Raw genomic sequence first — 24,505 nt, 5'->3', positions numbered from 1 at the left:
CCTGCCGGCCGTCAGATACAACAACGACCTGCAGGCTTGCAGCGCATCAGGTCATTCACCCTTCGCGGCTTTGACCACCCCGGCCCGCTTCAACGTTCGCCAAGGCGCAAGCAATAAGCTGTTCAGCATGCAGGCGCCCCCAAACCAGAGCCCGGAGATAATCAACTGTCCCAAGGCCTGCTTCCAGGCCGGCGCATTCGACGCTGCAATCTGCAGCGTCATCGCCAGACAGAAGAAGCTCAAGATAGACACTTGGATCCAGCCTGCCGCCGGCATCAGTCGGCTGGGAACCAGTTTCGCTTCCGTTCGTGAAGCTTTCAACTGACCAGACCGATGGAGCCAACGAACCTCTCGATCGGTCAGATCATATTTTGTCTGGATTTCCAGCACCTGCTGACGTGCTACTTTGGGCGGTTCAAAACCAAAGCGGTACCGGAAGAAGTTTGAATTATCCAGCGCCATGCTGTTTCGTTTTTCTTGCGTCCATGTAGCCAGCACGAGTTTGATCGAGCCAGGGATGAAATACTCGTTGTAGTCTCGGGTGGCCTTGCGCTGTTCGCCAATGAGGTTGATCTGGATGCTGTCTTGTGGGGCCGACTGCTGCTCTTTCATGGTGACGTTCACTTAGCGTGGTTGGAAACCTTTTCAACCCTCGTAGTAGTCTCGGCCCGCAATGCGCTGCGAAGGGATGACATTAATCTGGATCGTCGGCCCGGCCGAGCGTGCCAAGGCGGCCATTTTGTCGAGGGGTTTGCGTGCCTCGAAGTGGGCTACGGCGGCGGCGAGCAGATTGCGTAGCTGCGCTGACGAATCTTCGGTCCACAGATGGCCGTTGTAGAGTTCGGTTGCAAGATCTGCATCGGGATCGGTTGGCGCGATTCGACTGAGGAAGGCCTGCAGGTCTGGGTCAGCAACCGCCTCGTTCAGACGCCCGTCACGAATCAGCAACAACAGCACCTTGGCGATTGGGTCAGCGTCAATGACCGCCGCGCGGGCAACCGCAATCTGGAGTCGGATCGTCCTGAGCAGATCCAGGTCAATGCCACTGCCGCCGCGCATGGTTCCGTCGCCGGTTAGCAGCCAATCAATCGAAACCCTGAACACCGTTCGGACTGCATGCAGGAACTCCGCACCGGGTTTTTTCAGCCCACGGGCGGCGTCGCTGGTGAAGCCTGCCGAAACACCCAACCTGCGGGCAAATTCAGCTTGGCTCAGGCCCGTGTGCGAAATCACATGGGTCAGCCTCGCTGCAAAGCCTTCCAGGCCAGCGCTTGAGCTGTGGGAAGATGCTTGATCCATCATTCTCTTAAGGCGTATAGTTGTCTCTATAGATAATGCACTGTCTCTCTTAAAGATAGACTACTCTTGAATGCCGATGAAGTCACTCCGCTCGGTCATGGACGCTGTAGAGATCATTTATCGCCTTCGCCGCCTTGGTAAAAGCCAGGCGCAGATTGCTCGCGACTTGGGTGTCACCGGGGGCGTGGTTAATAACGTTATCCACGACCGGATCACCGCATACGAGGTGGCAAGTCATATTGCGGGTTTGTTGACATGCAGGATCGAGGAGCTTTGGCCCGCACGCTATACCTTCAAGCCGCGCGGGCCGTCAGCCCATCGTGGCGTTCAAAAGGAAGGAACGCCATGGCCTGATCAATAATCGAATTGTCAGGCCAGGAAAAGCAAAGCCCCCAGAGCTGACACTCAGGGGGCTTCACAGAACTGCTTGAAGTGGGGACTTCATGGCGGATTCTGCGATTCCCAAGCCCGCCTGTCAAGGCCGGGCGGCCTTAACCATCTCCCAATACATATCGCCGATCACGTTGCGAGAGCAGCGTGCGTCGGCCCGACCTGGAGAAATGGCTGGCTTCTGTCGGCTCGGCCTCCCATGGCAAACCGGAGAATCGCAATGAGAAAAATCCGTCAGGTATTGCGCCTGCATTTTGAAGAGCAACAGAGCCGTAGGTTGATCGCCCGCAGCCTAGGCTTATCCCGCGACGCCGTTTCCGACTACATTACCCGCGCAGCGGCTACCCGTCTGCCGTGGCCATTGCCTGACGACATGGACGATGCGGCATTGGAGCACCGGCTGTTTCCACCGGTGGTAGCACTTGCCCCCGCGCGTAAGCCTGAGCCAGACTGGCCCAAGGTACATCAGGAACTAAAGCGCAAGGGCGCGACCCTTCAGGTCCTGCATGAAGAATATTTGAGTGAATATCCCAACGGTATTGCCTATAGCCTGTTCTGCCTGCGCCACAGGGAGTTCACTCAGACGCTGAAACGCTACATGCGGCAAGTGTATGTGGCCGGAGAGCGCGTCTTTGTTGACTACGCTGGGCCGACGATGACTGTTGTCGATCCCGTGAACCGAACAATGCGGAAGGCGCAAGTCTTTGTCGGTGTTCTGGGGGCATCGAATTATATTTACGCGGAGGCCCACTGGTCGCAAAGTTTGACGGACTGGATTGCCGCCCACTGCAGGATGTTTGAACACCTCGGCGCCGTGCCTGCCGTAATTGTGTGCGACAACCTCAAATCAGCGGTCATCAAGGCCAGCCGCACGGATCCTGTCATCAACGCCACGTATCAGGACATGGCCGATCATTACGGCACACTGATTTTGCCTGCACGCGCTTACAAGCCGAAGGACAAAGCCAAGGCCGAAAACGGCGTCCTGATCGTGGAACGTTGGATCATGTTCCGACTGCGCAAGCGGGCGTTCGGCGGCCTTGCCGAGTTGAACGAGGCAATCCGAGCTCTACTGGTAGAGATCAATGCCCGTCCGTTTCAAAAGCTGCCAGGCTGCCGTCAGAGCAATTTTGAAACTATCGATCGTCCCGCGATGCGGACGTTGCCAGCGACGCCCTATGAATATGCTGAATTCCGCAAGGTTCGCGTCGGACTGGACTATCGCATCGTTGTAGACGAAGTTCCCTACAGCGTCCCGTTCAACCTGGTTCGGCAAGAGGTAGAGCTTCGCCTCACTGCGGCGGTAGTCGAGGTACTTCACCGCGGCAAACGGGTGGCAAGCCACGCACGCAGTAACGGTACCGTGCCAGTCATCGATCCGCAGCACATGGAGGCGGCCCACCGTCATTTCGGCTTGTGGGGAGCAGACCATGCACTGGAATGGGCTGTGCAGACGGGCGCACATGTCCACCGTATCTTGGAAGCGATGCTTGTTGGGATGCGAACCCGCGAACAGGGGTATCGGGCACACAACGGGCTGAAGCGTCTGGCTAAGGATTTCGGTAACGAACGGCTCAACATGGCCTGCCACCGTGCGATAGAGATCGGCGCGCCATCCCTGTCGAGTGTTCGTTCAATTCTACGAAACAATTTGGACCGTCAGCCTGCCGAATCGCAGGATCGTCGGGAAGCCAACTTTGAGCACCCGAATCTCCGGGGCTCGGACTATTACAGTTAAGCGAAGGATTGACGAATGCTGACGAACGACACGATGCGCAAGCTCAACGAACTGAAGCTGTTTGGCATGGCCCGAGGTTTTGATAATCAGCTAAGCAGTGCTGCGGCGGCCCACCTTGCTTTTGAGGAGCGCTTGGGCCTTCTGGTGGACCAGGAGGTTACTTACAGAGAGAACCGGCGCTTGAAGCGTCTGTTGCAGGTGGCTAAGTTGCGAGAGAGTGCCTGCATGGAGGATATCGACTATCGGGCGGGACGCGGACTGGATCGCAGTGAAATGGCCTCGCTGGGTCAGTGCAACTGGGTTCGCCATGGTATCAACATGATCATCACCGGAGCGACGGGCGGGGGCAAGACTTGGCTGGGTTGCGCACTGGGAAATCAGGCATGCCGGCAGGGGCTGACGGTAACGTTCCAGCGGTTGCCCCTGCTTCTTGAAGAACTGGCCATATCTCACGGAGATGGGAGTTTCTGCAAACGCCTGAGTGCATTGGCAAAGGTAGATTTGCTGATCTTGGATGACTTCGGGATTGCAGTGTTGAACGCTGTCGGACGCAATGATTTACTGGAGGTGATTGAGCAGCGTACTGGAAATCGCTCGACGCTGATTACCAGTCAGTTGCCAGTGGATCGGTGGCATGACTACTTGAGCGGGGGGAACCCGACGATGGCGGACGCGATTCTGGATCGATTAGTGAGCGGAGCGCATCGGATGGAACTCAAGGGGGAGTCGATGCGCCGGTTGCGGGGAAGGAGCGCATCGCTCGGCACATGAACGCCTGTTTTTGTAACGGAATTCAGAACCCGCCGACCTGGCGGGTTTTTTTATTTCACCATGACTCCAGCCCGGCACTTCGCTGGACTACGCCAAGACTAGATACAGCAGGTTTATCAATAACTTAGGCGAGTTCATCATATGCCGGTGCTTTCTGAAACTTGACCCGACTTCCTCTCTGCTGGCCCCTAGAAGGCTCCTGGGAACCGGGTCTTTCCAAGGAGTCATCGTGGCAAAAATCAAGCTCACCAAGTCCGCTGTCGATGCAGCACAACCACAGGCGCAGGCCGTCGAACTCCGGGACACGCTGGTGCCCGGCTTCTTGTGCAAGATTACCCCGTCGGGCCGCAAGGTTTTCATGCTCCAATATCGGACGAACGCCGGCGAGCGCCGCAAGCCCGCCTTGGGCCAGTACGGGGAACTGACCGTCGAACAGGCCCGCTCGCTCGCGCAGGAATGGTTGGCCCAGGTACGCCGGGGTGATGATCCCGGCGCAGCCAAGGCGGAAGCCCGCAAAGCGCCCACCGTCGAGGAGTTGTGCAAGAAGTTCATGGAGGATCACTCCAAAAAGCGCAACAAGCCCAGCACCCGAGTCGGCTATCAAGGAGTCATCGACCGCTGCATCATCCCGTTGCTGGGCCGCAAGAAGGTCCACGACGTGAAGCGCCCTGACATTGCCGGACTGATGGAAAAACTATCGTATAAGCAGACCGAGGCAAACAAGGCGTTCAGCATCCTGCGCAAGATGTTCAACTTGGCCGAGGTGTGGGGCTATCGGCCTGACGGCACCAATCCTTGCCGCCATGTCCCGATGTTCCCTGCCGGCAAGTCCACCCACCTTATCAGCGACGAGGATATGGGCAAGCTGTTCCGGCAGCTCGACAAGATCGAGGCCGAGGGGCTGGAGAACTACGTCATCCCGTTAGCGATCCGCCTGCAATTCGAGTTTGCCGGCCGCCGTGGCGAAATCGTCTCGCTCGAATGGGAATGGATCGATCTGGAAAACCGCCGCGTCGTCTGGCCCGACAGCAAGACCGGCGGCATGTCCAAGCCCATAAGCGAGGAAGCCTACCGGCTGCTTTCGACGGCGCCGAGGCCGGAAGGCAATCCCTACGTACTGCCGTCGCCGCGCCATCCAGGGCAACCCTTGACCACGGGCGAGTATTACGGCGGCTGGAGCCGTGCGCTCAAAGCGGCGGGTGCAACGCATGTGGGGACGCACGGCATCCGCCATCGCTCGGCGACCGACATTGCCAATTCAGGTATCCCGGTCAAGGTCGGCATGGCCCTGACGGCTCACAAGACTGTGGTGATGTTCATGCGCTACGTCCACACCGAGGACAAGCCGGTGCGGGAAGCCGCCGAGCTGGTGGCCAATCGGCGCAAGACAATCACGGGGGCGCGCCGTACCGAAGAGGTGAAGGCATAATCCGGTGAAAGGTATCCGTTCCGTCGCTAGTGGTCTGCTTTGCAAATGATGAAACCATCTGATTCGCCCAAGACCCGTCAGAACAAAGGCTATTGGTAACAAGACGGTTCCACTATTTCGCAAGCACTACACTAGCAGCACCTTCGGCGCTGCTAGCGACTGCAAGGCGACCAAGTTGGTAGCGAACCAATGCAAGTCGGTCGTCAGCGCGCAAAGAGTCAAAAAATCAGGCCGTCAAGTCAAGCGTTCGCTTTGCGCGCTGCCAGTTTTGCCTCAAGCAGACGATAGGCTCTCTTCTCATCAAGCTTCAGCAGGTTCTGTTCGTTCTGTAAAAGGTCAGCCAGCACCGGTGTCACAACATCGAACAGTGCCGGCAGCAGCGCCTCGCCGATTGCTCGCGGCTCTGCAAGGTCCTCCAGTAGTCCCGACATTTCGCCGTGAGCGAGCTTGTTGCGGCCTTCTCGATAGACCTTGTGGACTGCGACATCCACCGTGAGCACGCCCTCGGGCACGGCCTCACCCTCAGGCTTGAGCGCAGTCTCGGCGAAGCTTGTCATATCGCTCGCCTTGCCACCTGCGCCCGACAGCCCGTCGGCGGCACAGCCATAGTTGACCACTGCCATGAAGTCGGAAGCCTCACGACGAGCTTCACCGACCCAGTACAGTGCATTCGCCCAGCGTTCGACGAGATGCAGCGCATGTCCGCTTCGTCGTCCATCGACGTAGTGCTGCAAGACGCACCCGGCGGCATCCAGGAAGGATTGTTCGCCTGCCATCTTGGCGGCCAGTGCACCGGGGCGTCCACCAATGCCAGGCATCTGTACGCTCGATCCACGCAATATCCGTCCGTCTAGCGTGGTCGCGAACCGGTCCTCTGCAAAAAGATGCTGCCTGCCAGCTTTGGTAAAGCGTCGCGCATCCTCGACCTGGAACCTCAGTCCGATTGCGTCAATCGCAAGTCCCACCACCACCGACGCTTTGAAATGGGACCGCGCATGCTCATGCCCTTCCATCCGGATGGTCGCTACCCAGCTGTAATGGCGTAGCGTACGCAGAACATCCAACGCATGCGATGCACGGCGGCCACTCTCGGCGACAGTTGATCGAGCGGTCAACTCCTCCATGTCCAGTTCACGGGCCTCGACCTGGTGGATGAGCTCGCGGACCTCCGAGTCCTTGACAAAGGAATCGAGCCATTCCGCTCTTGGCAGGAATCGCACTGGTCCCACGGCAAATGCCGGCACGGCCTGATCCGAGTGAAACAGATGGCAAGGGATATGCCGGTCGACATCGGGACTTGCGCTGGCGGCAAGCTGCTGCAGGCGCGCTTGGTAGTCGTCGACGAGCGCAGCGTAAAAATCGTCACCGAGCACCATGTCCTGCTCATTCTGACCGCCCGGTACTTCTGGAAGGCGCGATTGGCAGTCGCGAAGCGTGTCCCCGATCGCCTGGAACGAGAGCTTCATGAAGGCCTCCCGGTCAATTGTCTGGCGCAAGGCTTCGAGTGATTTCCAGCTTTGCTGTGACAGCATGTGAGCTGCGTCCACGCCGACTTGTGTGACCGGATACTGACCGCCTTGGGACACCGAAATGGCAAGCGGAACCAAGGGGTTTGCGCTGAGGGCTTGCCACTGAGCAAAGGGCATCGCCTTCGCCTTGATCACGTCCTCGACAATCGTCTCCATGAGCTTTCCAGCGGGCGTCTCTTTTGCACCGCCCGAGCTTCCAAATTTGTTCTCTCTTGCCACTTCCCCTCCTACTTAGCCCAATATGGGGCTGGCGCTACACACAACCAGCTTCATTGATCCGCGGGTCATGGCCACATATAAGTGCTGTGCGCTCATGCCCTCCGTATTCAGCACGACCGCCACTTCCGCCTCCAGCCCCTTGAGCAGCAGCGTGCTGCCGACTGCACGCTTGGGTAACGGGCGGCCCAACAACCGGTTCTCTTCCCGCACGCACCTGGCAGCCTCCGCAAGCGGGACGTTTCCTGCCGAAGCTCCACGGAGCGCCTTGAGCACGCCGTAAAGAATGGCGGGCCGATGCACACGCACATTCGGCATTTCGCGCAGCTCCGACAACAGTGTTGCGGCTGCGGCGATGGACGGGGCGCGCTGGAACGCCAAGGCACAGCTCTCCGCTGCGGACGGCGGATTCCTCGCGGTTCCTCGGGTCAATGACTCCAGACGCCGTGTCAGCTCTGCGACACCCACATTGGTCATGACGCTTTGCGCCAGCGCCAGCAACTGTCCCAATGCCCCTGCAGATGCAACGTCGAAGCTGTTTCCGAAGGCAATGAGGTCTTGTAAGTCGACTGCCTCAACGGTCGAGGCCCCTGGCGTCTGGCTTGCGAAGTTCTGCTGGCTCAAACGGTTACGGCTGTCCGCAATAAGCAGTACATGTCCGTCGGCGGTGGGCGGCAGTGTCCGTGCGGCAGCTAGTCGCTGCGGGTGGTCGTTGGGCGGGACGGTCTGAACCCACGTCACATGTGCTAGGGCCTGTTCTCAATTGCTGAATCATCGGCATGCCAAATGGAAGCCGTGTCAAAAAAGTTGTTTACGGTCAATGACATAGCAAGGGGGCTGTTCACAGCGGTCTGAATCTGCTTATATCCTGATTTTTCGGCTGAGCTCAGGATGGATCGGAAGATGCTGCGCGACGACCAGTGGGCGCGCATTGAACAACTCTTGCCCGGCAAGGCGACCGACCGTGGTGTTACGGCCAAGGACAATCGGCGCTTCGTCGAAGCGGTGCTGTGGATCATGCGCACGGGCAGTCCGTGGCGCGATCTCCCGGAGGAACTGGGGCATTGGCACCGGACCTTCGTTCGCTTCTCGCGCTGGCGCGAGAAAGGGGTGTGGGAGCGGGTTGCCACAGCGCTGCGTAGCGAGGCCGACATGGAATATCTGTTCCTCGACTCGACGATCGTGCGCGCCCACCAACACGCTGCCGGCGCCCAAAAAAAGCGGGCGACCCGCAAATCGGCCGCTCGCGGGGTGGATTGACCACCAAGTTGCATGTGGCGGTGGATTCCCTGGGCAATCCAGTGCGAGTCATTCTCACGGCAGGTCAGATCTCCGATATCGGACAAGCGGGCGCACTCATCAAAGATCAGCCCGCCGAGTTCATTGTGGCCGACAAGGGCTACGACTCGGATGCCTTTATCGAAACCATCACGGCGCAAGGCAGCCAGGCGGTCATTCCACCTCGCGCCAACCGACTCAACCCGCGTACCTTCGATCGCCATATCTACAAGGACCGCAATCTGATCGAGCGCTTCTTCTGTCGGATCAAGCAATTCAGACGTATCGCTACGCGCTACGACAAACTCGCACAGTCATTCCTGTCCTTCGTTCATCTCGCTTGTGCTTTCGTCTGGTTGGCGTAATTGAGAACAGGCCCTAGTGGTCCGGTGCGAACATCCACCGACTGACCAGCCACCAACAGGCGCCGGGCCTCCAGAAGCCACTGTCCGAGTGCTTCCGCACCGGCATTGCGCCACCGCCACGGCGTGGCCAGTTCCGCCACGACCGGGAAATGCGCACACACTTGCTGCTCCCAGTTGGCCAAGGCGTTACCACCGAAGCCGAAGATGCCTTGCATCGGATCGCCAAGCACGCAGGCCGGCAGAATCAGAGAGAGAAAGTAGACGAGATAGTGCTGAGGCACCGAACAGTCCTGATACTCGTCAACGATAAGGTGCGCATAGGACGCTTTCAGGACCTCGCTGACGTGTCCGGCCTGCAACAGCTTCCAGGCGAATTCGCGGATCGCCGGGTAGTCTCGCGCTGGCGTGGCAAGCCGCAGGATGTCCGGGTCGTGACCGCTGCGACCCGGAAAGCTCGCAATCAACCGAATGGCCCAGCCGTCGATGGTGCTCAATCGATAGGCACTGTGCGGCACACCGGCACGATCCAGCCGGCCACGAAGTGCTGCCACGCCAGCATTCGTGTGCGTGAGCACGAGGATAGGTTTGCTACCTCGGTGAGCAGCCAGAGCGTGAGCGATCAACTGCGTCTTGCCGCACCCGGCCGGTGCTGTAACGGTACCGCGGGCAATCGCGCGCAGGTCGATTTCAGCGGGGGCCATGGGCTGCCCACGCAGATACCTGGTCCACCAGTGCTTTGAAGCCTGGATCGCATAGCGGCAAGTCCGGCGCCACGATGGTCCTTGCTACGTCCTCCATCCAAGAGATGGACTTGAACCAACCGGCCTTGCGGATGCGCGCTGCCTGCCCGAGCATGGCTCGGCTTGGTACTGACAGCGCTTGCGTGTTCTGGATTTCGTCCCAGACGGCCTGAACGGTCAGCGTGTTGTTCGAGACCGTGCGTAGGTGTTCATGAATCAGGTCGCCATGCAGGTCGTGGGCATATTTGATCAAGTGCTGACACGCCACCGGCGTGAGGCTGCCAAATAGTTCGTCCTCCAATGCGCGGCCTGCGCGGTAGGCAACGACTGCGCCACCGGCCTGCAGAAATGCCTGTTCGATGGCGGGTGTGGGCTTCTTGTCGTCATCACGTACCACCATCACCCTGTAGCCTAACGACTGGAAGGCCGCCGCGCGAGCATAGGGGCGGTCCGGCTCGCCACCGCCACAGTCGACCATAGCAATGCCCTGTGCTGCCAGGGACACGCCGCCGTGTTCAACCCGGTGCAAATCCAGGCCACGCAGAAGTCCGATCTCGCTGGCTCCTTCGCACACGATCACGGAGCCAGCCAGAAAGGCCTCGGGATAAAGGCGGATGGTGCTTTGGGTGTCGTTGTCAGTACCCACCATGCGGGCTTCGTGACGGTGGAGACTACGGCGCAGCACGAAGAGCTGGCCGCCCGACAACTCCCTAAGCGCTACCGGCGAATGCGTAGTGAGAAACGCCTGCAGCGGGGCCGCTTCCTTCGCTCCGAGAGAGCCGAGAAACCGAGCAATGCGGTGTGGCTCAAGGCCGTACTCCAGTTCGTCCGAAAGGACGATCGACGCTTGGCTGGCAGCTCTACGCTGCAGACCAGCCACCAACAGGCGAGTGGACCCGACGCCGAGACTGCGAAGCGGGATGCCGCCCTCGTTGTGCAGGGAGATGGTCCCGCCTCCGAACGACACGGAATGCGAGTCGAGCAGTGCTCTCGCCTTCGCGCCGATGTGGACGCCGAGTTCCTGAGCGGTCGCAGCGACGATCCCCAGCGCTTCTCTCAATTGCTGCTCGGCCTGATCGCCAAAGGTGCCGCGCGCATCTCGCGCAGCCTTCACAAGTGCCGCCGAGGCATCAGCGCGCTCCTCCGAGATGCGGTTCAGGACCGAGCCTCGTTGCCAGCCCAAGTTGTAGTCAGCGAGCGCACCGATGCGTGTCGGCGCCAGGGCCAGACGGTCCTTCCACGCGAGTGCCTTCACCAGACCTTGCTGGGAGGCTCGGTCGGAGATGAGAGTCCAGGATGGCTCCAGGTCGCTGGCGACTGTCAGATTCAGGCAGAGAACCACTTCTGCACCAGCGGACGGCTCGTCTTCGACAACGCCCGTGGCGGCGTGATAGCCGCGCAGAAACGCACCGAAGCTCTCCAGGGCACTCATGCTGTCATCTAACGCACCCAGCGTCAGCGTGATGCTGATGGGAGCGGTGATGTCCAGGCCGAAAAAGTCAGCGTCGGAAATCTGAACATTGCGCCTAGCGCCCAAGCACAGGTCGATCGCATCCAACACCGTGGATTTTCCGCTGTCGCCCGTGCCGATTAGACAATTGATGCCAGGCGATGGACACCACACCAGTTGCTGGATGCCACGAAAGTTGGAGATCTCGATCTTTCTTATTCTTGCCATTGGGTGCCCCTGTGATGATGTGCGGCCTGTTCTGCTTAGAAAGCCCTGGTGCAGAAGCACATTGAGAATGTGTTCGATTCTTTGCGCTGCCTGCGGTCTTCCGCAGGACATCGCCTGAGTTCCAATAGCCGGCGGTCATATCGAGAACCACCGATGCAACTGGCTCAACTCATGTCTTCGGCGCGTCTTTCGCTTCGTAGATCCGTCGGGCTAGAAGGCTGGCGAAGATCAGATACTGAGCGGCCTTCTCCGGGTCGAGATCATGATTTAGCGAATGAGCCTTGGGATTGCGTATGCCAAGGTAAGCACCGACTAAAATTTGCATGAAACCCTTCTGATCATTTCTGCCCGACTCCGTGTCAAGTTCGCTGAGGATCAGGTGCGGCTTCTCCAAACTCAATGCTTGCGTCGCAAGAGCCGCACCGTCGAGGTCCAAGCCGGTGCGCTCTCGTATCAGATCAAAGATTGCAACGATTGAGTTCAGAACGGCATCGCGGTAGTGTCCGTTCACATAGTGCTGAAAGGCATGAGCGAAGATGACCGGATGTAGCAGTTCTTCGAAACCAATGCTTGGTTGCGTACCTGCTCCGCTGCGCGCATGCGTTTCTGCCCTGGACTCTACCTGTGGTAGATCACGTGCAAGGATGTCGTCATAATCGTTGACGTCTCCAAACCCAATATGCCTTCCGAGGTTTCCCATGTCTTGCTCCGGGAAACCCGCATCCGTCCAAAGTTTGCGAAGCGATTGGTAGTCTGTTTTCAAATAACCATTCACCAATTTTGCACCGGCTTTATCGTCATCCGCGAGCAAACCCTGAGCGTCGATTGCTTTCTGGCGCATCGCACGAAACACAGCATTTACTTTTAAATACCATTCAAGCATCGAGGCTCCCCATATTCAATTTTCATCCGAACCAGCTGAGGCATCGGCGATACCAGGAAGGGCGCTGGCCGCAGATGCTGCCTGTATTGCCAAGTCGGGCACCTTCTTTCGCTTTGGCTGCTTCTTCGGTGATTTTGCAGTAGTACCTGAAAGGTGCGCATTTTTACTGATGTCGCTTGGCAAGTACCGGCGACCCGGTACTTTGACAATAACGACGTGTCTCGGCTCACTTTCACCTGATCGCCGTATGGTGCGACATTCCATCAAAGATCGGATGTGTGGTGTACCTTCAAGTTTCGGCGCGGTTAGATCAAGGACAAGCAGGAACCCCAATCGAATACTCACATTCTGGTAGTCAGTAGTTTGTCCCGCGTAATGACTCGCCAGCGAATCAAATGACCCATCGTCCATTTCACGCTTGATTTCGATCACCATGCGTTCTCCCGTGGCCTTCAGGGCCACGTCGGCGCGGCCCCCGCCAAGGTTTGTGGGCTCCATTTCACCTGATGCTGATTGAGTGCTTATCCAGCGGAAATAATCGTCTTGAAGTGCGCTCTCTGGTGGCAGGGTGCCATCAGACTTCTCAAACAGATAGGCGACCGATGGATCATCCTTCTTTGTAATTTCCAGACGATTTTTAAGAAATCTGGTCGTCCACAGTAAAACGGTGCCGAACAATTTGGCACCTCGAACACTATCCCTGTAGTCCGGGTGATGCTCCACCGAGGCCAAGCAATGGTCAAAGATATCGATCTCCGCCGTGCTCAATCCTTCGAGACTGAACGCATAGGCGTTCGAGACTACTTCGATTACGCGCCGCTCGGTTTCTTTACTGCAACGGGCTTGTGACAGTACGGCAGCGACCGGCGCCCAAACGGTGGCTGCCTCAGTGGGGTTTCGCTGAGCCCCTGCATCAGCGGCCATAAACCGATCAATGCCGCTCAGGATCGCATCGGCCTCGGGGACCTGCTCGTGCTCGCGGTTTTGTTTGAGCCAGCATTTCAAAAGATATGCTTGCCCTTCGCGCTGCGCGATCGAAGACACGATCCTGGGACGCAGCAAAGTCTCCAAATATCCATCTCGGCTGCGTTTCAAGATCGTTCGCCCCGCGCTGTAAGCAGCCAGCACCTGACATTCGATCACAACCCTAGGTTCCCACCAGCTAATCTGCTGCAAACTGTCGGCAAGCGACGCAAGCGTTCCTGCAAGATCGTTCCAGCATGCAGCCTGTATATGCCGTGCGCCCAACCATGTTGGCGAATTTTCGTCGGCATGCCAGGCAAGGAGTTCGAAGGCTGATTTCTGAATCGTCGCGCTGCGCGCTCTCAACTCAATGTTGGTCTTGTGGGCATCGAAGTCCGTCAATAATGTGAGACATTCCCCATACAGCGCTGCCTCCGGTGCCGCTTCCTTCAATGATTCAGCTTTCTTGAACCACTGCAGGGAATCCAGAAAGATGGCATTTGCCATCTCTCTCTTCGGTTCGTCGAGCGCAGCTGCGAGACCTGCCATCCCCAACTCAAAGCTAGCTTCATAGGCTGCGTCTTCGCACTCGGAAAAGATGCGTAGCTTTTCCACCAACTCCGTTTCGCGCCAATGCGAGTGGGCGATTCCCATAATCTTGGCGGCATGACGAAGAAAATGCGGTTCGTCGGAAATTTGAATGCCCAACAAGGCATCCAGCAGGCGAAGCTGCATCCGACGATCAGACGCAGCCAGCCGGAAAGCTCCCTCAAGTGCTACAGCTCGGGCATAGCCTGTGATCGCACCGGAAACATCAACCGCTTTCTGCAAGAAAGCCATGAATACGTCATTTGCAGTACCGTCCGGCAATTGGCAAGAATTCAGCGCGTCGACCATTTCGATCAGCACAACATCACTTATGGCGGCTCGTACCAAACAATCGATCAGGTCTTTCCATGGATGTACATCCTTGACCAATGCGTCGCTCGCATCTCGGAGAACCGCAGACAAAATTTCGCCAGCAAAAGGGGATGTCCCCAGCGCTGGCGTAGCCTCAACAATTACTTCGAATCCGCCCAGATTGTCGACGCTCGGCAGTTCCCCTTGGCTCAACAACGTATGCAGCGTAACTTCCACTGGATGCAGTTGAGCCCCCTGTGCGGTCATTACCACAGGTAGCCTCCATTTGTGGCTTCTCTGCGATGGCTTTCAGGAACGTGATCGATCATCGCTTTCGAGGTTACGCCTGCAACGAAAATCTGGAGATGGGGAAGTTCGTCACGAATGTCTTTCAACCCCGAGAGCAATTCACGAAGATCTTCTGGCGCGATTTCCTGCGCAGCGGGCGAATCGATCATGATCAAGCCAGGGTGTCGTCCGACGCCCTTTCGTTCACCGACCTGAATCATGGCGAGAACTGTGGCGACCTTCAGCCTCAGGCGCTCACCTTTCGTCACTTTGCTGAACGATGTCTCGGCGCCACCCTTCGTCAAGATCAGATTCGCATTTCCACGCAGTTGGGCCTTCGACAAGCTGTGCATGCCAAAGCGCTGGGCGAAGTGAAGAAGACTGGCGGAAACCTCGCCTAGGAACTCGTCTCGGACGGCTTTGGACCGTGTTTCCGTCTCGCTGACAATGGCTTTGAGCACGGCAGCTTCGTCATCCGTAACATCATCGCTACCAGGATCAAAGCCTGCTTCTTCAAGGCGACCTTCAAGTACAGCGATCTCGTTGGCAAGTAGCTTTCGAGCCTCGAACGACCCAAGCTGAAGTGTCAACGCTTCACTCTTGGTCTGGATGTTCTCTAGATCCGTTTGCAAGGCCTGGAGACTTTCATCGGCCAAATTGCGATTCTTTTGGGCTTTGTCGAATGCCGCTTTTGACGCTTTGACGCTCGCCTCAAGTTCTTTTCTCAGAACATCCGCGTCCTCGCTGCTCGAAATATTCTCTCCGCACACAGAGCATGAATGGCTAGTCGCCTCATTTTTCTTCCGCGCCTGATCGATTTCATGATCACAACGCGGGCAGCAACTCGGGTCGAGCAAACGAAAGACTGAACCCGCCGCCATCGAATCTTGGTGGGCCTGTAATTCACGGCGATCTTGCAGATAGGCAGCGCTGGCCTGCTGCTCAGCGAGCGTCTCTCGATCAAACCGTTCTTGCATTGCCTTCTCTCGACGTTTGGTTTCTGAGTACCTGCTGCTAAGAACAGATAGCTCAGCCTGGATTGCCTCATCCGACGGTTGCGAATTCAATGCTTCTCGTTTCTCTGCAAGCGTTGCTTCGATTTCCTTGACGCGGGCTTGCTTGGCACGTGCACCCTGATTGCGACGGCGGGCCTCCAGCTCATTTCCAGACTCGACGAGTTTCAGTGCCGCTGCTGCTGTGGCCAGCGTCGAAACCCATGGAACGCCGAGGTACATTTGCATTAAACGCGCTTGAGTTCCTGTCGTGGCGGGCAGATCACCGAGCACTACGTCATAGTTTGTGCCGATGAACATCGCGCCTGACAATGCAGGCCAGCCATGAACGACTGCATGGCCGGTCTTTTCTTCGGAGTCACTTTCACGCCATGTCGCAAGTCCCTCCATGGAGAACGCACGCAGAAAGAAGTCCGACATGACCATCTCGAACTGCTTATCACTATTGAAGGACGCGAGTACCGTAGGGTTTGCTGTTGCCGATGACCGTCGGCTTAGCGTGCCAGAAGCTCCGCTTTGACAATCGAGTTGCACCTCATGCTCAAGTCCATCAAGATCGAATCGCAGGCAAGCGTTGTGTATCCAGCTCTTGACGTCATCTTGAAGATTCGGAGATGGCTTGCCGCGCATCAGCCATCGCACGACTTCGATGATCGACGACTTCCCGCGCAGGTTGCGATCCGTCATCATTCCCCATAGTCCTTCATTCAGCTCTGGCCATTCAAAGGTGTAGAGTCCGTCGTCCTCAACGCCTTGCTTAGTTCCACCGAAAGCTATACTCAAGAGCTTCATCCTGCGTGGAGCGGGTAGCACCGGGGTTGGCACGATATGCCGTGCGGTCAAAACTGACTCCACGCGACTCGTATCGACCTTGGCTCGGCTTGCGATGGCGTCCAGCCATTCCATGCTCTCTTTTGCCATATCTTCCCCTTCAGACGGTTTGTTTGAGTTGATTTAGTCTTCGTTGTACATCCGTACCAATCGGAGGAATGATCCCGCCAAGTTGGGTTTGAGCATACGTCGCCTGCTCGTACTGCTTATCCTTCAGAGCACCGCCGCCTCGTGTGCCAGCGATTTCCGCAACCAAGGCCGCCCGTTGGGCATACCATTCAAGAATTGGCTCCTGTACGACAGCGTTCGAGCAGACCTCTACTCCGCGAACCGTCAAGATGAAATCGGTTTCGTGGACCTTCACCTTTCCTTTGATGCCCGTAATACGGACTAAGTCACGTGATCTAAGCAAGGAAAGCGCATCGTCGAGTCGTTCATAGGCACCAAACAGATAGCGAATCATTGGAATACGTCGCAAGTCAGGTTCATCGCTTTCGAAGATTGCTTCCGCAGCTTGACGATAGTCCGCGTTGCCCGTTGCTTCGTAGCCGTCCAACAGTTCGCTAGCCAGATAGTCTGGGTTGCGCATCCAGAAGTCGAAGGCATGCAATCGTGCCTCGCCTTTGAAAATCTTGGCGACTGTCTGATCGTTTGGGTCTACCAAGGGCATGCCACCGGCGTTCAGAATGAAAAGTATTCGGATTGCATCACGGTGAGGCGTCCGAGCATTCATGCGTTCCCCTTTCTTCTGAGCATCAGTTGAATCATCGCGAACAGGCGATGAAACAGATAATCAACATGATCCACGTCGATGACAGCGACTTGGTTGACTTCCGAGTGTCGGATGAGATGGCTATTGCCGATCGCCGTCAGTTCGACCGCTTCCGTTTCCAACCGTGACCGCAAAGATGGTTCTGCTGCCGTGGCATCAAGGATAATCTTGATCGACTGCTTCTTATCACGAGGGTCCGCCAACGACTTGAGTCGTTCCCATGCATCCCACAAGCGTTCCAGTGCTTCACGGCGTACAAGCGGATTGCGATCGGAAAATTTGTTCCGGCATTCCTCCAGCATGTTGTCCAGCGTGCGATCTCCGCTACGAAACGTTGTTCGCTTGAGATCGTCGCCAAGCACAGGAGGAAGAACACGCACGATGCGGCCTGTCGATAGCATCTCGAACGCCACACCATTGCGCGCGAAAATTCGGTTGACGGTCTTTCGGAATTCTTCCTGCCCGGCCGCTTGATCGAATGTCAAATGATGGTGGTTGAAATAATCGTGGTGCTTGCCTGGGATCGGTTGCGCCACAGCGGCATAAACGAATTCCAAAAAGTCCAAAACCAGTAATGTGTCAGGCGCATACGACTGTCGCTGTGAGAAAAATCCGTCTTCCTCAACGCGCGTCGTTTCTAACGGCCAAGTCAAGCCTGGCATTTCTGCAATCACGGATGCGGCAAGTGCATCCGAGTCGCAACCGCAGATCACTTGGCCATCCGAGCATCGCTCCGGAAATCGCAGGCCAAAAGCTCCGCTGTTCACCAATGCCTGCACTGTCCCCACCAAGCCTGCCCACACAACAGGCGAGATCACCTGATGGGTGCGGGCGCGCGGGCCATTTTCTCGATCGCTGAAGTAGTCGCTCATGGTCGCTACGTTCCTTTTGTGGTGAGTGCGGCCATTGCAGAGCCATTGACGATCTGCTCGAAGTGTTCTGCGCTGCGCAGCACCGCGTCGAGTGGAGGAACGTCGCCGAAGACCATGCCAGCCATTGCTTCATAGTCTTTTTCAAGTGCTTCTCGCATCGCCGGACTTGGCGTTAGCGTAAACGTACCGGGTACTGCAATATCAAGCCCCAGATCGGCGCTACCGAAGAACAACCTCGCATGGTGGGCACAGTCGATCGCCAACTCGTGATCGACTTGCCACGCGGCTGCAGATGGCGCCTGCATCAGTTGATGCACGTCATAGTAGTGGCGTGAGACGCGTTGCCCGCCGTGTCGCAGCTCCCCGCGATGATCATGCCATTGGCGTAGTCCATGCAAGATCATGACCTTGTCCCAGAAGGTGCGCTCGGGCTTCACAGTGATCACATTCGTCACGGTCAAGTCCAGGTCAGGGAGGTCCTGTGTAACGTAGGGGGTGACGGAGGCCGTGACATGCGGATCGAGTGCCGACTTGGCTCCTGCCTCTATCTTGACTGCTGAGCGGATGTAGTCGCCAGTGGTGGCCGTGACTGCGGGATACCAGAACAGCAGGCTCTGACCATCCTTGTCGTCGGGATCGGGCTCCAGCCGGAAGCGGTTCTCAGGAATGACGGATGCCGCGAGATGCGTGAACTGTGCGGTCAATGGCCCTGCGATATAGGCCCGGCATGCATTGCGGATGGCTTCGAGACGTGCACGGCGCTTCTTGCCACTCAGCGCATCCAGGTCGGCAATCTCGGCGCTTTGTCCCAAGTCATCACGGAATACAGTGATGTCTATGTCTTCGGAAAAGCGGGAGATCAGGCCGAAGGCCTTGGAGAGCGAAGTGCCGCCTTTGAACAACAAGCGGGGGTCGCCTGCCTCCAGACCGTTGAATAGCGCATCCAATGTCCAGCAGACCCAGAAATCTTTCTCGATGTTCTGAACCGCTGTGCCGAGGCGTGCTGAGGCACCAAGAAACAGGTCCCGTCGTTCGGCATCGCTGGCGGTGATGACGGTATGGAATGCTGGATTCAAGGGACCTCCACATCTTTGACCGAGCGGCGTCGCGCAGACGGAGGCTTTTCATTACTGGGTGATTGAGGTGTTGCGGTTGACGCAGTCTGCGGGTCACATCCGGGGAGTTCACGGACCAAACTTTGCATCCATGCCGGCAACACGTTGAAACCTTCAAGCAGATCCTGGCGGAGCGCAGAGCCATGAATAGGGTCGGCCAGCACTTTGGTCAGCTTGTTCAGAATAAGAGAACGTTCAGAAGTCAGCGTGTCTTTTAACCAGTGCAGCGCCTGTACGATGCGCATGGCCGGCCGCCCTGCCCAGTAGAGGCGACTGGGTGCCGTTTGCTTGAACTCAATGGTGAGCTTGTCGAGTTGAATTGCTCGGCGGCGGGTATCGGTATGGATGGTGACGCGAGCAGGTACCGCATCAGTCAGGCCGAGGTCATTGGCGGCAGTCATGCCATCTACCAGCATGCGCAGGTGATCCCGGCGCGCAATGGCCTCAGTTACAGCGCGATAGTCCGGGGTAGTAGGACGCTTGGTCAGGTTGTTGAGCGAGGGCCTGTCATAGAGGCCCCTGTCGATGCGACGCAACTCTCCCGCCTGCACCATGCGCTGCAGAGTTTTGTCGATGGCATCACGACTACCTAACTGCGCAAAGTCAGTCGGTACCCAAACTTGTCCGGGTTCGGCCGCTTCGATCAGGGCTGAGATGTGGGATTTGAGTGCGGACATTACTCCTCCTGTCCGATATTTATATACGTTTTTCGGACGTATGACAAGAGGCTGTCCGAAATTTGTAGGTTTATTTCGGACGCAATGAACACCGATCCCGTCTCGGTACTGGTTCACCACTATGGTTTTAACCGTCTGTTTAGCAAAACCCAATAGTGGGGCATCCCGGCGTTCCGCCGTCGGGCTCGCGGGCGACGCCCCGCGCCACGTGCCGAGTCGCGGCCATCCGGCTTTGATCCCTGACGCCTCCGGCCCTACGGGCCTGCGCGCTGCGCTTGCCCATCCGTGGTGTCATCGGGGTGGGGGTGGGCGGTCTTGCTGTTCCCTTCACCGTATCACGGCGTTCTCGCCGTCAAGGGCTGCGCGCGCCTTGCGCGCTTGCGTCCTGGCGGCCGTCGCTGACCCCTGACTGCTTGCGCTGCGCCGTGCTGAAGCCGGTTCCGGGCAATTCCGCCCGAGCAACCGGAGCACGATCATGTCGCAACTTTCTCTGTCTCTCGATTCCTCGCTGCTGGTGCGTGACGACCAGGGGCGTTATATCCCGGCCACTGCCGGCCAAATTCTGGAAGCTGCGCGGTATGTCATCGACCAGAAGATTCCGCGCGGGACGCTGTTTACTTCGCCGGCGTTGGTCAAGGACTATCTGCGCACCAAGCTGGCCAGCTTCGAGCACGAGGTTTTCGCTGCGCTGTTCCTCGACAGCCAGAACCGTCTGATCGAATACGTAGAGATGTTTCGCGGCACCATCGACCAGGCATCGGTGTATCCGCGCGAAGTCGTGAAAACGGCACTGCAACACAACGCAGCGGCCGTGATCTTTTCGCACAATCATCCGAGCGGAAATTCCGAGCCGAGCCAGGCGGACAAGCTGCTGACCCAGCGCCTCAAGGAAGCCCTGGCGCTGGTAGACGTGCGCACGCTGGATCACATCGTCGTCGGCGGCGAGGCCACAACGTCATTCGCAGAGCGTGGCCTGCTCTAAACCCAGGGGCTTCGGCCCCTTTTTGCTGCGTCCGACGGCGCAGCTCCGGCCTTCGTGGGCCTGCGCGTGCTGCGCACTTGCCGAAGGCAGGTGTGGTCGGTGGCGGTGTGGGGCGATCTTGCTGTTCCCTTCACCGTATCACGGCGTTCTCGCCGTCAAGGGCTGCGTGCGCCTTGCGTGCTTGCGTCCTGGCAGCCGTCGCTGACACCTGACTGCTTGCGTTGTGCGGTGCTATCTAGCAGCTTTTTGAAAAACAAAGCCCTCACATTTTCTTTCAAGATAGATTTGAAGGTACTTCGAGATCAATTCCCTAGTCTGATCCAATGGTAAGTCCTTTATTTCTCCTTCCATTGTATGGAAGAACTTATCTCTAATTTCTTTTATGCTCTTGAGTACTGCTATGTCCTCATCAGCATCTGCATCTTCATAATAGCTTGATAAAGCTGCAAACTTATCTACCAAGCGATATTTGTCCTTCATGACGGCAAGCATGCGGCTTGAAAAATCATTATGTGCAGCAGTTCCGTTGATATTTATGGCTACGCTTGATTGAATTTCTTTAAATTGTGTTGCAACAAACATTTCAAGAGCAGTCCACGCGGCAATAAAGGCATGAAGATGACCGCTCTTGTATGGCGTAAGAGACTCTGAGTAGATATCAATTATCTTATTTATTTCTTTGTCATTATGGAGAATGGATGCTAATTTCTCTGTAACCTGCACCTCTTCCATACTCAGTTTCGTCTTTAAATCCCCATCTGAGATAGTGGCAGGGTGCAGCTTTTGAATTACCGTAGATTGATCGTCGGTAACGTAGTATTGCTCATGGATGAAATCATAATTTTTCGAGAGAAAATTCCCTCTGGCAAATGTCATTGCTGCTGAAACAGATTTAAAAGCACGTTCTGCATTTTTCTTTAGCGGGGCTTTAACATAAGCTGGTAGCTCGGAGTTTTCCTCCTGATAAATGCGGACAATATCTAGAGGAAGACATGATTCGACATGGATTACAGCATGATGCAGAGCTTGAAGGATTAAGCTGTTTCGGCGAAGTTCAAGTTTTTCTCTGGCCTTGTCATCAAGATCTTCAATCCCTTTTTTGCCTGCCGGCGAAACAATTCGCCAAACCAGGTTTTCATAAGCATCAGATCCTAGAAGTCGAACCACAACATTCTCGTCTTTCAGTAATGCCGAATCCAGCTTCTTATTCGGGTCGATAATGCCTTTGGCAGCATAAATGCAGCAATAGTGAAATGTCGCATTATTTGGGTTTTGCATAGTATTTCTGCTGAGTGAATGGACAATATTTATCCGTTCAATCTATCAGAAAAACAATACTACTCACATCTCACCGTCACGCGTCTCCGCTTCGCGGACCGCGCTGCTCCAGGTTCGCTATTCGCTCATCCCTGATGGGACTGGGCGGTTTCAACTCTGAAGTGCAACACCGGGTTGAAAGTTCATGATTTCCCTCGCAAAGACCTCTGCTGGGGTTTCAAAGTCGAGGCATTTGCGCGGGCGGTTGTTTAATTGTCGGGCAATTGCGTTGAGGTAGCCTTGGGAGATCGGCGCCAAATCCAGGCCCTTGGGAAGATACTCGCGGATCAAGCCGTTGGTATTCTCGTTGGTCGGCCGCTGCCAGGGGCTGTGCGGGTCGGCGAAATAGACGTCGATCTTGACCCGCTTGGCGAGAATCTCGTGGCGGGCCATCTCCCTGCCCTGATCGTAAGTCAGCGACTTTTTCATGGCGAGCGGGACATGGCGGAACTTGCGCGTGAAGCCTTCCAGCGTGGCCTCGGCCGAGCCGTCACGCAGCTTGACCAGCATCAGGTAGCGGCTCTTGCGCTCGACCAGGGTGCCCACCGAACTGCGGTTGCCCGGCCCCTTGATGTGATCGCCTTCCCAGTGCCCGGCCACGAGGCGGGCCGCCACCTCAATCGGGCGCTGGTGAATGGAGGTCATGTTCGGCAGCGTGCCGCGCCGGTCCTGGCCCCGTGCGCGAGGCATGCGTGCCTTGTGGGAGAAACGCAGCTGGGCGATGAGTTCGTTGCGCAGCTCGCCCCGTGGCACGGCGTAGATGGCGCAGTAGATCGTTTCGTGCGAGACGTGCAGAGCAGGATCATCAGGGTTCATCCGGCGCAGTCTGCCCGCAACCTGCTCCGGCGACCAGCCCTCGGCCATCAGCGCGCGAACCCGGTTGAGCAGCACAGAACCGCTCTTCAGCTTGATCGTTCCGCGCCGCCTGCGCGCCAGCGTCGCGCGCTCGGCACGGGCGGCATCGTAGCTCTTGCCCACCGTGTTCCGCGCCACTTCGCGCGACACTGCGGAGGTCGGCCGATTGAGTCTTCGGGCAATTGCCCGAAGACTCAATCCCTCATTGCTGCACCGATGAATCTGATTACGTTCGTCCATCGACAACTGGCTGTAGTGAGTTCCCATGCATACACCCTACCAAATCGGGGTGTTGCACTTCAGTCTAGAGCGCGCCCTGGCATTCGCCAGCCTTCCACATCCCTGACGCCTCCGGCCCGGCTTCCAAATCCGGGCCTGCGCGCTTCGCTTGCCGTGCGGTCAGCTCACAGGGAAGGCCGTTGTCTGTCCAGCCATCTCCCCTGACTCCATCACCTTGCTCGCGACTGTAGCCCGCGTCCGTGTGCCGTCAAGGCGCGCAGGGCCGTGTCCTCGGCTGCGCCTGCGGGCCGCACCAACCCTGCGCTTGTCTCCTTGACGGCCCCCGTCCGCGCGCTCCTGACCGTCGCGGGCGATGAACTCAGGAAAGACGGTGGCAACGAGGCCAACCGGGTTCCTCGTGCCGACCGCACCGAACAGCCGAAAGGCTGGGCTCCGAATCTTGGAATCCGGTGTGCGGTGTGAACAGCCAACCCTTTTTGTCAGGAGAAAGACCATGCAACTCGCATCCCGCTTCGCTTCCCGTTCCCCGTCGCTGCGCAGCGATTCCCCGCTATCCGATGACCAAATCCGCCGCGTGGCCCCGTCCATCTTCGCGGACGCCCCGCATGAGAGCCGTTCCGAGCGGTACAGCTACATCCCCACCGCCGCCGTGCTGGCCGAACTTCGGAAAGAAGGCTTTCAGCCCTTCATGGTGACGCAGACCCGCGTGCGCGATGAAGGCAAGCGGGAACACACCAAACACATGCTGCGCTTGCGTCACGCCAGCCAGATCAACGGCGCAGAAGCCAATGAAATCGTGCTGCTGAACTCGCACGACGGCACGAGCAGCTATCAGATGCTGGCCGGGATGTTCCGCTTTGTTTGCAGCAATGGCCTTGTCTGCGGCGACACCGTGGCAGATGTGCGCGTGCCCCACAAGGGTGACGTGGCCGGGCTCGTCATCGAAGGCGCTTATCAAGTGTTGAGCGGCTTCGAGCACGTGAAGGAATCCCGCGACCTGATGCGCGGCATCACGCTGGACGATGGCGAGGCCGAAGTGTTCGCCCGCGCTGCGCTGTCCCTCAAGTACGACGACCCGGACAAGCCCGCACCCATCAAGGAATCGCAAATCCTGATGCCGCGCCGGTTCGACGACCGCCGCCCCGACCTGTGGAGCGTATTCAACCGCACGCAGGAGAACTTGACCAAGGGCGGATTGCATGGCCGCGCCGCGAATGGCCGCAGGCAGAGCACACGCCCGGTACAGGGCATTGATCAAAACATCCGTCTGAACCGCGCCCTGTGGCTGCTGGCCGATGGCATGCGCGCCCTCAAAGCCTGAATCGTCCCTCCCGCCGGAGGGGCGGTTTCCCCTCCATTCCTTG

Annotated in this window: 22 protein-coding genes; 7 read left to right on the top strand and 15 right to left on the bottom strand. The window is 57.4% G+C overall.

What is annotated here, in order from left to right; translation table 11 throughout:
• Window positions 1-51 precede the first annotated feature (51 nt).
• Both ETQ85_RS20950 and ETQ85_RS20945 read right to left on the bottom strand, forming a co-directional pair.
• Window positions 52-612, bottom strand: coding sequence for a hypothetical protein (locus ETQ85_RS20950; protein WP_148581010.1), 561 nt, complete (start codon window positions 610-612; stop codon window positions 52-54).
• 33 nt (window positions 613-645) lie between these two features.
• A complete protein-coding gene (locus ETQ85_RS20945; RefSeq protein WP_148581009.1) occupies window positions 646-1,302 on the bottom strand; it encodes a helix-turn-helix domain-containing protein in 657 nt (218 codons plus the stop codon).
• 73 nt (window positions 1,303-1,375) lie between these two features.
• Here ETQ85_RS20945 and ETQ85_RS20940 point away from each other — a divergent pair, with 73 nt between their 5' ends.
• The 4 genes from ETQ85_RS20940 to ETQ85_RS20925 all read left to right on the top strand — a co-directional run bounded on the left by ETQ85_RS20940 (window position 1,376) and on the right by ETQ85_RS20925 (window position 5,627).
• Window positions 1,376-1,660 (top strand): helix-turn-helix domain-containing protein, encoded by a 285-nt coding sequence (locus ETQ85_RS20940; protein ID WP_169148433.1) that lies wholly within the window; start codon window positions 1,376-1,378, stop codon window positions 1,658-1,660.
• 249 nt (window positions 1,661-1,909) lie between these two features.
• Complete coding sequence (gene istA / locus ETQ85_RS20935) at window positions 1,910-3,427, top strand: IS21 family transposase (RefSeq protein WP_148581007.1); 1,518 nt, start codon at window positions 1,910-1,912, stop codon at window positions 3,425-3,427.
• Window positions 3,428-3,442: 15 nt separating this feature from the next.
• Window positions 3,443-4,198 carry an IS21-like element helper ATPase IstB gene (gene istB, locus ETQ85_RS20930; RefSeq protein WP_148581006.1) on the top strand — a complete coding sequence of 252 codons (756 nt, stop codon included), beginning with the start codon at window positions 3,443-3,445 and terminating at the stop codon, window positions 4,196-4,198.
• 229 nt (window positions 4,199-4,427) lie between these two features.
• Window positions 4,428-5,627, top strand: a complete 1,200-nt coding sequence (locus tag ETQ85_RS20925) for a tyrosine-type recombinase/integrase (RefSeq protein WP_148581005.1) — start codon at window positions 4,428-4,430, stop codon at window positions 5,625-5,627.
• Window positions 5,628-5,866: 239 nt separating this feature from the next.
• On the opposite strand, the gene ETQ85_RS20920 is transcribed toward ETQ85_RS20925, so the two are convergent.
• Window positions 5,867-7,312: a hypothetical protein gene (locus ETQ85_RS20920; protein ID WP_148581004.1), complete on the bottom strand. Its 1,446-nt coding sequence runs from the start codon at window positions 7,310-7,312 to the stop codon at window positions 5,867-5,869.
• A 75-nt stretch (window positions 7,313-7,387) separates the two neighbouring features.
• Window positions 7,388-7,996 carry an ATP-binding domain-containing protein gene (locus tag ETQ85_RS20915; protein WP_222862238.1) on the bottom strand — a complete coding sequence of 203 codons (609 nt, stop codon included), beginning with the start codon at window positions 7,994-7,996 and terminating at the stop codon, window positions 7,388-7,390.
• 267 nt (window positions 7,997-8,263) lie between these two features.
• On the opposite strand from ETQ85_RS20915, the gene ETQ85_RS20910 reads away from it, so the two are divergent.
• Window positions 8,264-9,015, top strand: a protein-coding gene (locus tag ETQ85_RS20910; RefSeq protein ID WP_246128628.1) for an IS5 family transposase whose coding sequence is annotated in 2 segments (ribosomal slippage) — window positions 8,264-8,591 and window positions 8,591-9,015 — 753 coding nt in all. Because the reading frame shifts where the segments join, the coding sequence is not laid out codon by codon here.
• Here ETQ85_RS20910 and ETQ85_RS20905 read toward each other — a convergent pair.
• The 9 genes from ETQ85_RS20905 to ETQ85_RS20865 all read right to left on the bottom strand — a co-directional run bounded on the left by ETQ85_RS20905 (window position 8,982) and on the right by ETQ85_RS20865 (window position 19,747).
• Window positions 8,982-9,716: a UvrD-helicase domain-containing protein gene (locus ETQ85_RS20905; RefSeq protein WP_222862237.1), complete on the bottom strand. Its 735-nt coding sequence runs from the start codon at window positions 9,714-9,716 to the stop codon at window positions 8,982-8,984. The genes ETQ85_RS20910 and ETQ85_RS20905 overlap by 34 nt on opposite strands.
• Window positions 9,703-11,433: an ATP-dependent nuclease gene (locus ETQ85_RS20900; protein ID WP_148581003.1), complete on the bottom strand. Its 1,731-nt coding sequence runs from the start codon at window positions 11,431-11,433 to the stop codon at window positions 9,703-9,705. Before ETQ85_RS20900 ends, ETQ85_RS20905 begins: the two co-directional genes overlap by 14 nt.
• Window positions 11,434-11,602: 169 nt before the next feature.
• The gene (locus ETQ85_RS20895; RefSeq protein ID WP_148581002.1) at window positions 11,603-12,316 is read right to left on the bottom strand and encodes a TIGR02391 family protein; all 714 of its coding nucleotides are present in this window, start codon (window positions 12,314-12,316) and stop codon (window positions 11,603-11,605) included.
• Window positions 12,317-12,331: 15 nt separating this feature from the next.
• Window positions 12,332-14,446, bottom strand: a complete 2,115-nt coding sequence (locus ETQ85_RS20890) for a hypothetical protein (RefSeq protein ID WP_148581021.1) — start codon at window positions 14,444-14,446, stop codon at window positions 12,332-12,334.
• Window positions 14,446-16,401 carry a coiled-coil domain-containing protein gene (locus ETQ85_RS20885; protein ID WP_148581001.1) on the bottom strand — a complete coding sequence of 652 codons (1,956 nt, stop codon included), beginning with the start codon at window positions 16,399-16,401 and terminating at the stop codon, window positions 14,446-14,448. The genes ETQ85_RS20890 and ETQ85_RS20885 overlap by 1 nt, the downstream gene beginning before the upstream one ends.
• Window positions 16,402-16,411: 10 nt before the next feature.
• The gene (locus ETQ85_RS20880; RefSeq protein ID WP_148581000.1) at window positions 16,412-17,044 is read right to left on the bottom strand and encodes a hypothetical protein; all 633 of its coding nucleotides are present in this window, start codon (window positions 17,042-17,044) and stop codon (window positions 16,412-16,414) included.
• Window positions 17,041-17,955 (bottom strand): AbiJ-NTD4 domain-containing protein, encoded by a 915-nt coding sequence (locus ETQ85_RS20875; RefSeq protein WP_148580999.1) that lies wholly within the window; start codon window positions 17,953-17,955, stop codon window positions 17,041-17,043. Before ETQ85_RS20875 ends, ETQ85_RS20880 begins: the two co-directional genes overlap by 4 nt.
• 5 nt (window positions 17,956-17,960) lie before the next feature.
• Window positions 17,961-19,031 (bottom strand): nucleotidyl transferase AbiEii/AbiGii toxin family protein, encoded by a 1,071-nt coding sequence (locus ETQ85_RS20870; protein WP_148580998.1) that lies wholly within the window; start codon window positions 19,029-19,031, stop codon window positions 17,961-17,963.
• Entirely contained in the window at window positions 19,028-19,747 is a 720-nt protein-coding gene (locus tag ETQ85_RS20865) for a DUF6088 family protein (protein WP_148580997.1), read from the bottom strand. Before ETQ85_RS20865 ends, ETQ85_RS20870 begins: the two co-directional genes overlap by 4 nt.
• 475 nt (window positions 19,748-20,222) lie before the next feature.
• On the opposite strand from ETQ85_RS20865, the gene radC reads away from it, so the two are divergent.
• Window positions 20,223-20,729 (top strand): RadC family protein, encoded by a 507-nt coding sequence (radC, locus tag ETQ85_RS20860; protein WP_148580996.1) that lies wholly within the window; start codon window positions 20,223-20,225, stop codon window positions 20,727-20,729.
• A gap of 231 nt (window positions 20,730-20,960) precedes the next feature.
• On the opposite strand, the gene ETQ85_RS20855 is transcribed toward radC, so the two are convergent.
• Together ETQ85_RS20855 and ETQ85_RS20850 are read right to left on the bottom strand one after the other, a co-directional pair.
• Window positions 20,961-22,007, bottom strand: coding sequence for a hypothetical protein (locus ETQ85_RS20855; protein ID WP_148580995.1), 1,047 nt, complete (start codon window positions 22,005-22,007; stop codon window positions 20,961-20,963).
• A gap of 150 nt (window positions 22,008-22,157) precedes the next feature.
• Window positions 22,158-23,168: an IS30 family transposase gene (locus tag ETQ85_RS20850; protein ID WP_148577193.1), complete on the bottom strand. Its 1,011-nt coding sequence runs from the start codon at window positions 23,166-23,168 to the stop codon at window positions 22,158-22,160.
• A 466-nt stretch (window positions 23,169-23,634) separates the two neighbouring features.
• On the opposite strand from ETQ85_RS20850, the gene ETQ85_RS20840 reads away from it, so the two are divergent.
• On the top strand, window positions 23,635-24,462 hold the full coding sequence (locus ETQ85_RS20840) for a DUF932 domain-containing protein (RefSeq protein WP_148580993.1): 828 nt from the start codon (window positions 23,635-23,637) through the stop codon (window positions 24,460-24,462).
• Window positions 24,463-24,505 lie beyond the last annotated feature (43 nt).

Source organism: Zoogloea oleivorans (assembly GCF_008107625.1).
Taxonomy (GTDB): Bacteria; Pseudomonadota; Gammaproteobacteria; order Burkholderiales; family Rhodocyclaceae; genus Zoogloea; species Zoogloea oleivorans.
Note: the sequence above shows the minus strand (reverse complement) of the source record. Positions and strands in the feature narration are given on the sequence as shown.